The organism is Pseudomonas sp. B392_1p, assembly GCF_052245235.1.
Lineage (GTDB): Bacteria > Pseudomonadota > Gammaproteobacteria > Pseudomonadales > Pseudomonadaceae > Serpens > Serpens gallinarum.
In genome coordinates this window covers 1-12,878 of the sequence record NZ_JBQPXM010000024.1, presented here as the reverse complement: position 1 = coordinate 12,878, position 12,878 = coordinate 1, and the positions used below count along the sequence as shown (strand labels likewise).

Genomic DNA, 12,878 nt, shown 5'->3' with positions numbered 1-12,878 from the left:
AACATGCCGCTGAACTCGTCGCACCCTGTGGGGGCGTACATCGCTGTTGGCCAACCGGAACCGTCCAACCTGGATGGCGCCCGTGGCGACACCGTTCATGCCCTGCTCAGCGGCGCGGTTACCCTCAACAAGAACGCCTTCTTCGACAACGGCTCCATCGCCGCGCAACTGGACTACATGCACCTGGTCAAGGTGACGGATCAAAAGGATCACTTCAACGCCAGTGAAAGCGAAGGCGGTTCGGTGGCCGGACGCTGTGCGGACAAGGAACTGCTGCGTAACTGCTCGACCAAGGACGCGCTCGGTTTCAGCGTGGCCTTCACCCCGGTCTGGCAACAGGTGCTGCCGAGCGTCGACGTGTCCCTGGTGACCTTCGTGACCTACGGCCTGTACGGCAACGCGGCCGCAGCGGGCGCCGGCATCCCGCCGGAAGACTCCTACCTGGCCAAGATCGGCCCGCGCGTGGAGTACTTCTCCGGAAATATGAAGCACCAGTTCGACCTGGCCTACACCTTCCGCAACGGCCGCACCGGCACGCTCGGCGGGGCAGACGCCTACACCGGCCTCGCGTATCTGCATGATCGCGACACCCTGATCCTCACCTACCAAACCGCGTTCTGATCGGGAGTTCCTGAATGAAACTTCGCATTACCATCCTGGCCGCGGCCATTCTGACTGCCAGTGCAGCCCATGCCGCCGTCTCCCCGCAGGAAGCCGCCGAACTGGGCAAGACCCTCACCCCCTGGGGTGCCGAAATCGCCGGCAACGCCGCCGGCACCATCCCGGCCTACACCGGCGGCCTGCCGACCTCAACCAACCCGCCAGGCTTCAAGCCCGACTCGGGCTTCTGGGCCAACCCCTACGCCGACGACAAACCGCTGTTCGTCATCGATGCCACGAATGTGGAACAGTATGCCGATCAGCTCTCCGAAAGCACCAAGGAACTGATCAAGCGCTTCCCGGATACCTACAAGGTCACCGTGTACCCCAGCCGCCGCAGTGCCAACTACCCGGACTGGGTCAACGACAACAGCATCGCCAACGCCACCCGCTGCAAGACCATCGAGGATGGCCTGGCCGTGCAGGGCTGCTTCGGCGGGATTCCCTTCCCGATTCCCAAAACCGGCAACGAGGTCGTCTGGAACGCCCAACTGGCCTATATAGGCGCATCCTTCCTGACCTCGGCTCAGGGCTGGTATGTCGATGCCAAGGGCAGCAAGGTGCTCACCGGCGGCATCAATAACCGTGGCGACTACCAGTATTACAACAAGGAGCTGGACCTCGAAAAGTTCGAATCCAGCGGGGTGTTCAACCGTGCCCAGCTGAATGTCTACACCTCTCCCGCGCGTAACGTGGGCGAAGGCAACCTGCAGAAGTTCTACGCCAACCCGATCAAGAACCCCAACGCCACCTGGGCCTATTCGCCCGGCCAGCGCCGCGTACGCCGCGCACCGGATGCCGAGTACGACTTCCCGGTATCGACCTCGGGCGGCTCCATGCTCTATGACGAGATCTACATGTACTCCGGCAAGCAGGATCGCTACGACATCAAGTACCTGGGCAAGAAGGAGATGATCATCCCCTACAACAACTACGACTGGATGCAGGCAAGCCCCGACGAACTGCTGACCGGCCCGCACCCGAATGCGGATGTCATGCGCTGGGAGCTGCACCGCGTGCATGTAGTGGAGCTGACCCTGAAGCCGGGTATGCGCCATGTGCAGCCCAAGCGTCGCCTGTACTACGACGAGGACATGCCCTCCACCGGCATGTCCGACGCCTGGGACGCATCGGGCAAGCTGGCCAAGGGCATCTACACGCCGTCCTGGCAGATGTACGACAAGCAGATTCCACATGGCTCAGGTGCCTGGACGTACGACTTCGCCACGGGTGTCTACTACCACTCCAGTATCCTGGGTGGCTCGAAGGGCCTGATCATGTACGACAAACTGCAGCCGGTTTCCTACTTCACGCCGGAATCCATGGCCCGGCAGTCCCAGCGCTAAGCGGTAGTTGATGGAAAAACAGCAGCAGATGATCCAGCCTGCTGCTGTTTTTTCCATTCCAGGCGGTAACCTGCTGCCTGCCTGAGTTAGCGATTCGCCTTAGCAGAAATGGAGAAAACGATGAATGCGGTACTGAAAGTGCTGGCATTGTGCGCGGGAACCTGGGGCTGCGCAGCCCCCGCGTTCGCCTTTACCGACCCCCTGGATCAGCCAGCCATGCTGTCCGAGCGCGCACCCGGCTCGCCCCTGTACGGGCTCGCCAGTGATGGCCGGCAGCGTATCGTTGCGGTAGGCCCACGCGGGCATATCCTGCATTCCGAGGATGGCGGCCGGCATTTCACTCAGAGCCCGCTGCCACTCAGCAGCGACCTGGTTGCCGTGTATTTCGCCAGCCCCGCCCTAGGCTGGGCAGTCGGTCACGACGGCGTGATCCTGCACAGCGCCGATGGCGGCCAGAACTGGGAGCGCCAGCTGGATGGGCGCCAGATCGGCGACCTGGCTGTCCGGTATTACGCCAGCCTGCCGGGCGACAGCGAAGCGCTGGAGCGCGCCAGGGAATATGCGCAGGGCCTGCAGAAGGACGGGCCGGTTCGACCCTTCCTCGACGTCTACTTCGAGAACGAGCAGGAAGGCTGGGCGGTTGGCGCCTACAACCTGATCCTGCATACCACCGATGGTGGCAAACGCTGGGTTCCCTGGATGGAACGCACCGAGAACCCCGACGAATATTCGCTGCACGCCATTCGCAAGATCGGCGGGCAGATTTATATCGCCGGCGAGCTGGGCCTGCTGCTGCGCCTGGATCGCGAGCAACAACGCTTCATCCAGCTCGACAGCCCCTACGCCGGCTCGTTCTTCGGCCTCACCGGTCGCCAGGGACTGCTGGTGGTCTTCGGCCTGCGTGGCAATGCCTACGTCAGCCGCGACGAGGGCGAGTCCTGGAGCAAGCTGGACACCGGCACCAGCGACTCGATCAACGCCGGCAACATGCTGGCCGACGGCAGTTTCATGCTCGCCACCAACGGCGGCGAGGTGCTCGTCAGCAATAAAGGCGGCGACTCGATAGCCAAGCGGCTTTCCAGTGGCCGTGCGCCCGTGTATGGCGTGAACATGACCAGCAGCGGCATCGTGATCATCGGCCCGAATGGCGTGCGCCCCCTTGCGCAGCAATAAATAACGATAAGCCGCGCGCCCGGCCCGGCCCTGCGAGCATTTGCCTTTACCGTTGGAGAAGCCTCGATGGCTACACATATCGACCAAAGCGCGGACAAGTATCCCGTCATCAAGGATCGCCGCAGCTTCGATGAGCGCACCGGCAATCATGCCGAGCGGCTGATTTTCAATTACCGCGTCGCGATCATCGTCCTGATCAGCCTGGTGTCCATCGTCCTTGGCTGGCAGGCGACACGCCTGGTGGTCAATGCGAATTTCGACCGGATGATTCCCAGCTCCCATCCCTACATCCAAAATTTTCTCGACAACCGAAACGAGCTGAGCGGGCTGGGCAACAGCCTGCGCATCGTCGTGGAAAACACCAAGGGCGACATCTTCGACCCGGACTACCTGCAGACCCTGCGCGAAATCAATGACGAGCTGTTCCTGATCCCCGGCTTCGACCGCCCGTGGATGAAGTCGCTGTGGACGCCGATCCTGCGCTGGAATCAGGTGACGGAAGACGGCATGCGCGGTGGCCCGGTCATGCCCGATCACTTCGACGGCTCCCCGGAAAAGCTGGACGAACTGCGCGAGAACCTGCGCCGTTCCGGTGCGGTCGGGCGCATCGTCGCCAACGACTATAAGTCGTCGATGATCACCGTGCCGCTGCTGGATCGCTACGCCGATACCGGCCAGCCGATCGACTACAAGGCGCTGTCCCAGGCCCTGGAAGAGAAGGTGCGCGGCAAGGAGCGCGACGGCATACGCATCCACGTCGTCGGTTTTGCCAAACTGGTCGGCGACCTGATTTCCGGCCTTGACGAAATCCTGCTGTTCTTCGCCATCTCGGCGCTGATCGCCACCATCTTCGTCTACGGCTACACCCGCTGCCTGCGCAGCACCCTGCTGCTGGTGGCCGTGTCCATCCTCGGCGTGGTCTGGCTGCTGGGCCTGATGCACCTGACCGGCTACGAGCTGGACCCCTATACCATCCTGGTACCCTTCCTGATCTTCGCCATCGGCCTGTCGCACGGCGCGCAGAAGATGAACGGGATCATGCAGGACATCGGTCGCGGCACCCACAAATACATCGCCGCGCGCTACACCTTCCGGCGCCTGTTCATGGCCGGCCTGACCGCGCTGCTCGCCAACGTGGTGGGCTTCGCCGTGCTGATCATCGTCGACATTCCGGTGATCCGCGACCTGGCGCTGACCACCAGCATCGGCGTATCGGTGCTGATCTTCACCAAGCTGATCCTGATCCCCATCCTGCTCTCCTACACCGGGGTCAGTGCCGGGGCCGCAGAACGCTCGCTGCGTGAGCAGCGCGGCGAGAAGGGCATGCTCAACCCGGTATGGTCCTTCTTCGCCAGCTTCACCCAGCGTAAACGGGCCTGGATTGCCATTTCCGTCGCCCTGCTGCTGGCCGTCATAGCCCTGGTGGTGCGCCAGGATCTGCAGATCGGCGACCTCAGCGCCGGTGCCCCGGAGCTGCGCCCGGACTCGCGCTACAACCGGGACATCGCCTACGTCACGGCCAACTACGGCCTGTCCAACGACCAGTTCGCGATCATCGTCAAGACACCGCCAAACGTGTGCGATCACTTCGGCAACCTGGTGGAAGCGGATCGTCTGGGCTGGTCGCTCAGGCACCTGCCCGGCGTCCAGGCCAGCGAGTCCTTCGCCACGCTGACCCGGCAGGGAGTGAGCGGCACCTTCGAGGGTTACTTCAAGTGGAACACCATCGTCCGCGAGCCGCGCTCGCTGGGTTATGCGGCGTCGCAGGTGCTGGTCAACAACCCCGACGTGCTCAACCCCAAGTGCTCCGTGTTCCCGGTGATGGCCTATCTCACCGACCACAAGGCCAGCACTCTGAGCACCGTGCTCAAGCATGTCGAGGAGTTCGCCGAACAGCACAACCGGGATGACCTGCAGTTCCTGCCGGCCGCGGGCAATGCGGGGATCGAGGCGGTCACCAACATCGTGGTGAAGGAATCCTTCTACAAGATGCACGGCCTGCTGTACGTCGGTGTGATCCTCCTCTGCCTGATCACCTTCCGCAGCTGGCGAGCGGTGCTGGTGGCGCTGATCCCGCTGCTGCTGACCACCATCCTGTGCGAGGCACTGATGGTCTGGCTCGATATCGGGGTCAAGGTCGCCACCCTGCCGGTCATCGCGCTGGGCGTCGGCGTGGGTGTGGACTACGCCCTCTACCTGCTCTCCATCCAGCTGCTCCTGCAGCGCCGTGGGGCCAGCCTGATGGTCGCCTATACCGAGTCGCTGCAGTTCACCGGTCGCGTCGTCGCGCTGGTCGGCATGACCATGGCGGCGGGCGTCATCACCTGGGCCTGGTCGCCGATCAAGTTCCAGGCGGACATGGGCATCCTGCTGGCCTTCATGTTCATCTGGAACATGCTGGGCGCGCTGATCCTCATCCCCGCCCTATCCTACTTCCTGCTGCAAAGCCGCGAGCAGAGGAGGCAGGCACGCGAGACGGAGGCAAGCCCGGACAAGGCCAAGGCCGGAACGCCACAGCAAAAGGTGATTGCAACCCCAACGGCTTGATATGCGAGCAAACCGGCGGCCCCCTTCATCGTGGGCCGCTTGTTCGATTGTCCGTTCGAGCCAGGAACACCCACGCAGTCGCTGCGGCCGTCGCGCCGTCACGGTGAATCTCGTACAAGGCGGCTGAGCAAAACCGTAGGGGCTAGTCTGAGTCAACGGTTGTTGAGGGGCTCAACCCTTGTGGGAGCGGCGCACAACGGTTATTCCGACAACACTCAATGGGTACATAGCAAAACAATAAGAACCGGCGGCAACCCGGAAACAGGAGAAGTCCATGCAGTCCATTCTGAACCCGGCGATAGCACTGATGAACCGGCTGAGCTTCAGCATGAAGTTCAGCCTGATCAGCCTGCTGTTCTTCGTGCCCCTGGCCCTGTCCGAATACTCGCTGATTCGCGACGCCTACGAGCAGATCGGCAACACCCGCAAGGAAGCCGAGAGTCTCGACCGGTTGCGCACCAGCCTCGGCGTCAGCCGGGATCTGCAGGAACTGGCGGACTTCTCCGAGATGCTGCTGGTGCATGGCACGACGGGCCGCGCAGCCGAGGCGATCACCCGCACGGGAGAGATCGAGGCCGCCGTCCTGAAGCAGTTGAAGGGCATGAGCTGGGACGAAGCCGAGCGCTTCGCCGAGAAGCGCGACGCCATCGTCGCCAGCCTGGAAAGGGCCAGCCGGGAAGAACTCTGGTCGACCAAGCTGGACATTCGCCGCAAACAACTCGCCCACTCGCTGAACCTGAGCAAGTTCATCCTGTCCGAGTCCGGGCTCTCCCAGGACTCCAGCCGCGCGGTACGGCAACTGGTGGATCTGCTGAGCAGCAGCACGCCACGGGTCACCTCGGCCCTGGGCACCACGCGCGCGGCGGGTTCCCTGGTCATGCTGGACAACAATCTCGGTTCGGCCAGTGCCTTGCGCCTGGAGCAGATCCTGCTGGCGCTGGACGGCCTCGAGGATGAATATCGCCAGACCCTGAACGACCTGCAGGAGCCTGCTCTGGCCTCGCTCGGCGCGGAGAGCCTGGCAACGCTCAAGCGTCAGGCGGAACTGCTGGCCAACGACCTGCTGGTCAGCGAGGATCTGAGTACCCCCTGGCAGGACTTCTACGCCCGCGTCAGCGACGAGATGGCCAAGACCTACCGCCTGAACGACGAGGTGGTCGAGCTGATCGGCGACAAGCTGGAAAGGCGCATCGACAGCCAGTCCGGCAAGCTGGCCCTGCTGGTCGCCATCCAGGTCATCCTGCTGCTGGTGATCGTCTATCTGTTCTGCGGCTTCTACTTCTCCATCCGTCGCTCTCTGCAAGACCTGGGCGAACTGCTGGATCAGGTCGCCAATGGCGACATGACGGGAGCCTACACCGCGCAGAGCCGTGACGAGCTGGGCGACCTCGGTCGCACCCTGACCAACAGCATCGGCAGGATTCGCGACCTGATCAGGCGCGTCAGCACCACGGCTTCCGAGGTGGAACAGCGCACCACTCAGGTCGAGGGCGTATCCACGGACAGCTACCAGGCCATTTCCAGCCAGCGCGACCAGATCGAGCTGCTGGCGACCGCGATGACCGAGATGTCGGCGACCTCGCAGTCGGTCGCCGGTAACGCGGCTCTGGCGGTCGACAGCGCGCAGAAGGTCAATCAGGAAACCATGAGCGGCCAGGCGCTGGTCGACTCCCAGGTTGCCGGGATCCAGAGTCTCGGCGGCGAGATGGAGAAATCGGTATCGGTGATCAATGACCTGGCCCGGAACAGCCAGGAGATCGGCCGGGTCATCGACGTGATCAAGAGCATCGCCGAGCAGACCAACCTGCTGGCGCTGAATGCCGCGATCGAGGCCGCGCGCGCCGGGGAACAGGGCCGGGGCTTCGCCGTGGTCGCCGACGAGGTCAGGACACTGGCCAAGCGTACCCAGCAGTCCACCACCGAGATCGAGCAGATGATCGGCTCGCTCCAGCAGGGCGTCGGCACGGCCGTCAGGACCATGAACGTCAGCCACGGCATGGCCAACCAGTGCATGGAGCAGTCCCGGCATGTGCAGGACGCGCTGAACAGCATCCTGAGCGCCGTCAACACCATCCTCGACCAGAACCATCAGATCGCCGCCGCCGCCGAGCAGCAGAACGCCGTGGCCCTGGACATCGACCGCAACCTCCTCGAAATCAACAGCGCGGGTGAACGCACCGCTCAGGGGGCGGAGCATACGGAGCAGTCCTGCCGGCAACTGGCGGCCCTGGTGGGCCAGTTGAAAGAGGTCATCGGGGTGTTCCGCGTGTGATCCGGCGCCCCTGACAGCATCCACCCGGCCCTGCCCGGGGGAATATCCCGGGGCCTGTGCAAGGCGTCTCATGGTCGCTGCGCAGCCCCCGCTCTCTTTGCAGCAACAAACGGGGATTACCATGAACAGCCAGGATATATTCGTCGTCGGCGCCGCACGCACCGCCATAGGAACCTTCGGCGGGGCGCTCGGCAACGTGCCGCTGGCCGACCTCGCCAGCGCACCGCTTCAGGCGCTACTCCAGCGCAGCGGGGCCGACCCCGCCGCCGTGGGTCATGTGGTGATGGGCAACGTGATTCCCACCACGCCGAGCGACGCCTACCTCTCCCGGGTGGCCGCCATGAACGCGGGCATTCCCAGGGAAACGCCGGCCTTCAACGTCAACCGCCTGTGCGGCTCCGGCCTGCAGGCCATTATCAGCGCCGCGCAGTCGCTGATGCTCGGCGATGCGCAGATGGCCATCGGTGCCGGCGCCGAATCCATGAGCCGCGGCCCCTACCTGCTGCCCGCCACGCGCTGGGGCGCGCGCATGGGCGACACCCAGGCGCTCGACTACATGCTGGGCATCCTGCACGACCCCTTCCTGGGCATCCACATGGGCGTGACGGCGGAGAACGTCGCCGCCCGCCACGGCATCACCCGGCAGATGCAGGACGAACTCGCCGTGGAAGAACAGCGCCGCGCCGCCCAGGCGATCGCGAAGGGCCGCTTCGTGGAGCAGATCGTCCCGGTGGAGGTGCGTGGCCGCAAGGGGGTCGAGCTATTCAGCATCGACGAGCATCCCCGCGTCAGCTCGCTGGAGCAGTTGAGCCAGATGAAGACGGTGTTCAAGGCGGATGGCACGGTCACTGCCGGCAATGCCTCCGGCCTCAACGACGGTGCGGCCGCCCTGCTGCTGGCCAGCGCAGAGGCATTGAAGAGCCAGAACCTGACGCCCCTGGCGCGCATCGTCGCCTACGCGCACGTCGGCCTGGAGCCCGAACTCATGGGCATGGGCCCCGTGCCTGCCACACGCCTGGCGCTGGCCCGCGCCGGCCTGCGCATCGACGATCTCGACGTGATCGAGGCCAACGTCGCCTTCGCCGCCCAGGCCTGCGCGGTGGCTCGGGAGCTGGATCTGGATCCGGCCAGGGTCAACCCCAATGGCTCGGGCATCGCCCTCGGCCACCCGGTGGGCGCGACCGGCGCGATCATCGCCACCAAGCTGCTGTACGAGCTGCAGCGTGTTGGCGGTCGCTATGGTCTGGCGACCATGTGCATCGGCGGTGGCCAGGGCATCGCGGTCATTTTCGAACGCCTCTGAGAGGGTGTTTACAACGGCTATGTACCCATTGAGTGTTGTCGGAATAACCGGTGTGCGCCGTTGCCCCGCCGGTGGAGTAGGAGCGGACTTGTCCGCGAAGCTTTTTCGTCAGCCCCATTCGCGGACAAGTCCGCTCCCACAAAGGTTGGGCCCCTCAACAACAGTTAACTCAGACATAGCCTTACAAATAACAGGCGAGGAAGCGGGTTGGGTTTACACAGCTAGCGCGCGAATTTACCGAGGTAAACGAGCATTTTTACGGGGGCACCCAGGACCGGCTGGAAATCCAGCCGGTTTTTTCGCAACAGCAACAGTGCGCGTCAGCTTGCCCGAACGCTCATACCCACTCCCTTGATGCGAATGAACTCCTCCAGGCCTGCCTTGCCGCCTTCGCGCCCGAACCCGGACAAGCCCACGCCGCCAAACGGCGACGCCGCGTGGGAGGCCGGGGTTGCCTGGTTGACGAACACCGTGCCGGCGTTGAGCTGGCGCACCATACGCTGGGCAATGTTCAAGTCATTGGTCTGCACATAGGCGGCCAGCCCGTATTCCGTGGCATTGGCCAGCGCTACCGCCTCGGCTTCGTCGCGGAACTTGAACGCGCACAGTACCGGGCCGAAGACTTCCTTCTGGGCGATGGTGCTGTAGGGGTCGGCCTCCGCGATCAGGGTCGGAGTAACGAAGTTGCCCTGCCCATCACCGGCAGCTTCCCCGCCGCTGAGGAAACGCCCAACCTGCTGCGCGCGTGCCTCGCCGATCATGCCCCGCACCCGCTCACAGGCTACGGCGTTGACCATGGGACCCACGATCACGTTTTCGTTGAGCGGGTCGCCATAGGGCAGTTGTTCCATCGTCGCCTGCACCACCTGGATGAACGGCTCGTAGATCGACTCATGAATCATCATGCGGGTCGGCAAGGCGCAACCCTGGCCACTGTTGGAAAGGCCGAACGCGGCGCAATACGCCGCCGTACTGGCGAGGTCGACGTCCGGGAATACCAGATTCGCCGACTTGCCGCCCAACTCAAACACGCACGGCTTCAGCGTTGCGGCGGCAGAGCGCATGATGGCCTGCGCCCCGACCGGGCCGCCAGTAAAGGAAATTTTGTCGACGCCGCGATGGCGAACCAGCGCCTCGCCAGCGGCCACGCCGCCCGGCACTACGTTTATGACCCCTGGCGGGATGCCGGCCTCCAGCCCCAGTTCAACGAAGAGTTGCGAGCTGAATGGCGTGAACTCGGCAGGCTTGATGACGACCGTGTTGCCGGCGGCGAGCGATGGCGGGATCTTCATCGCCAGCGACAGCAAGGGGGCGTTCCAGGTGATGATGTGACCGATCACCCCGTACGGCTCCGGCACGGTGTATTCAAAGTGGTCGCCGGGATTGATGCCGGTGACCAGCCCCTCGATCTTATCGGCCCAACCCGCGTAGTAGCGGGTCCAGGCCAGGATACGCGGCGCCATGCCGTGGAGCATGGTACTCATCGGAATACCGTTCTCGACCACCGCCATTTTCATGAAGCGATCAATGTTCTGCTCGATCAGATCGGCAAAGCGATCAAGGACCTGGCGACGGCGAAAAGGCTTCATGTCGCGCCAGGCGGGAAAGGCTGCACGCGCCGCGAGGACGGCCGCCTCGACTTCCGTTTCACCGGCCAAGGGGATATCCATCTGGAACTGTCCCGTGGCGGTATTCACATGGCTGAACGTGCCGGCACTGCCCTGCGACAGGGCCTGTTCACCAATCATCAGTTTGACGGCGGGAAGCGTTGCGGCAATCGCAGCATGTTCCTGTGGATTCGGTGGGATAAAGATCATGTTCAAACTCCTTTTGCTATCGGGTGTTGGTCTTCAAGAATAAGGTCCGCGGCTCGCCACCCCATGGCCATCATCGGTGCGTTGGTGTTGCCGGCGATCATCAGTGGCATGGCTGAGCAATCCATGACCCGCAGGCCGCCGACGCCCCGCACTCGCAGCCTTTCATCCAGCACGGCATCGGCGTTTGCACCCATGGCGCAGGTGCCGACCGCGTGGTAGCCGGTGACGCCGTTGCGGCGAAATACGTCGAGGATTTCCTCGTCACTGTGCAACGGCCCCGGGGCGAGTTCTTCGGCGACGATTGCCCGCAATGCCGGCTGATCGAACAGCTTGCGCATGACGTGATAAATGCCGATGGCGACGCGGCAATCGTATGCGTCGGTCAGAAAGGCCGGACGGACCAGCGGTGCGGCAGTCGGGTCTGCCGAGCCGATCATCACGCTGCCACGCGATTCTGGCCGCAGCACATAGCTCATCAGGTGCAGGCCGGGGAAGGTGTCGATGGCAGCGCCCTTCTCGGTGATCTGGTAACTGAAGGGCGACATCAGAAATTCGGCGTCGGGACGCGTCGCTTGCTCGGTGGCGCGAAAGAACGCGCCCACTTCATGCGAGCCCCAGCTCAGCACGCCGCTGCGGGTCAGCAGATAGCGCAGCGAGGTGGCGGCCAGTCGCATGCCCTGGAGCTGGCAGTTCTGCGAAGCCGTCTGCGGCAGTGCCAGGCGCTGCCTGAACATGATGCCGCGATGCTCGCGCATGTTGCCGCCGACGTGCGGGCTGTCATGGATCACCTCGATGCCGAGATCACGCAGGTGCGCAGCAGGGCCAATGCCTGACAACTGCAACAGCTTGGGCGATTCCAGCGCGCCGGCACACAGCACGATTTCCCGCGCCGCGCAGATCGTCTCAACGGCACCATTACGGCGGCAACGCACGGCGACGGCACGGCGCTCTTCAAACAGCACCTTTTCCACCAGGGTGTCGGTCATCACCTTGAGGTTCGGGCGTTGCATCGCCGGGCGCAGAAAGGCCCGCGAAGCACTGACACGCCGACCGGAGTGGATATTATGGCTGAAGTAGCCGACGCCTTCCTGGCGGGTGCCGTTCATGTCATCGAGGCGCGGCAAACCGATCTCCGTGCAGGCGCCGATCAGCGCTTCATGCACGGGACCGGGCGCAGGATGCGGGCGCAGCGCCAGCGGCCCACCCACGCCACGAACCCCGTCATCACCGAGGCTGTGATTTTCCAGGCGACGGAAGTAGCTGCTCATCGTTGCCCAGTTCCAGCCTGGCAAGCCCATGGCGTCGAGCGCATCGTAATCCTCAGGTTGGCCACGCACATAGACCATGCCGTTGACTGCGCTGGAGCCACCCAGTGTTTTGCCCCGCAACCAGGTTTCCGCACGCCCGCCAGTACCGTCTTCCGCTTCGGTCTGATAGCTCCACATGAAACGCGGATCGCTGTGCAGCTTGCCGAAACCACGCGGGATGTCGATCAGCGCGTTGTTGTCAACCGGGCCGGCCTCGATCAGCAATACGCGATATTGCGGGTTCTCCGATAGCTTGCTGGCCAGAACGGCGCCAGCCGAGCCGGCACCGACGATGACAAAATCAAAGGTCTGCTGCATGCTTGCCTCTATTGCTATGGCTATGTACCCATTGAATGTTGTCGGAATAACCGTTGTACAACGTTGCCCCCTGTGGGAGCGGACTTGTCCGCGAAGCTTTTCCGTCAGCCCCGTTCGCGGACAAGTCCGCTCCCA

At 63.6% G+C, this 12,878-nt stretch carries 7 protein-coding genes and 2 pseudogenes; 7 read left to right on the top strand and 2 right to left on the bottom strand.

Annotation, left to right across the window (positions count from 1 at the left end; genetic code table 11):
- The 7 genes and pseudogenes from ACTV8E_RS20485 to bktB all read left to right on the top strand — a co-directional run.
- The coding region (locus ACTV8E_RS20485; RefSeq protein WP_443200671.1) for a DUF1302 family protein at positions 1-621 on the top strand (621 nt) is incomplete at its 5' end.
- A gap of 14 nt (positions 622-635) precedes the next feature.
- Positions 636-2,006, top strand: a complete 1,371-nt coding sequence (locus tag ACTV8E_RS20480; RefSeq protein ID WP_443200670.1) for a DUF1329 domain-containing protein — start codon at positions 636-638, stop codon at positions 2,004-2,006.
- 120 nt (positions 2,007-2,126) lie between these two features.
- Positions 2,127-3,179, top strand: a complete 1,053-nt coding sequence (locus ACTV8E_RS20475) for a YCF48-related protein (RefSeq protein ID WP_443200669.1) — start codon at positions 2,127-2,129, stop codon at positions 3,177-3,179.
- A gap of 66 nt (positions 3,180-3,245) precedes the next feature.
- Complete coding sequence (locus ACTV8E_RS20470) at positions 3,246-5,726, top strand: efflux RND transporter permease subunit (protein ID WP_443200668.1); 2,481 nt, start codon at positions 3,246-3,248, stop codon at positions 5,724-5,726.
- A 274-nt stretch (positions 5,727-6,000) separates the two neighbouring features.
- Positions 6,001-7,140: pseudogene (locus ACTV8E_RS20465) on the top strand (methyl-accepting chemotaxis protein); the annotation flags it as partial.
- A 330-nt stretch (positions 7,141-7,470) separates the two neighbouring features.
- Positions 7,471-7,998, top strand: a pseudogene (locus ACTV8E_RS20460) (methyl-accepting chemotaxis protein); the annotation flags it as partial.
- A 121-nt stretch (positions 7,999-8,119) separates the two neighbouring features.
- Complete coding sequence (gene bktB, locus ACTV8E_RS20455) at positions 8,120-9,301, top strand: beta-ketothiolase BktB (protein WP_443200667.1); 1,182 nt, start codon at positions 8,120-8,122, stop codon at positions 9,299-9,301.
- 320 nt (positions 9,302-9,621) lie between these two features.
- Here the strand turns inward: bktB and ACTV8E_RS20450 are convergent, their stop codons facing one another.
- On the bottom strand, positions 9,622-11,118 hold the full coding sequence (locus ACTV8E_RS20450) for an aldehyde dehydrogenase family protein (RefSeq protein WP_443200666.1): 1,497 nt from the start codon (positions 11,116-11,118) through the stop codon (positions 9,622-9,624).
- Between the two features lie 2 nt (positions 11,119-11,120).
- The gene (locus tag ACTV8E_RS20445; protein WP_443200665.1) at positions 11,121-12,743 is read right to left on the bottom strand and encodes a GMC family oxidoreductase; all 1,623 of its coding nucleotides are present in this window, start codon (positions 12,741-12,743) and stop codon (positions 11,121-11,123) included.
- Between the last annotated feature and the right edge of the window lie 135 nt (positions 12,744-12,878).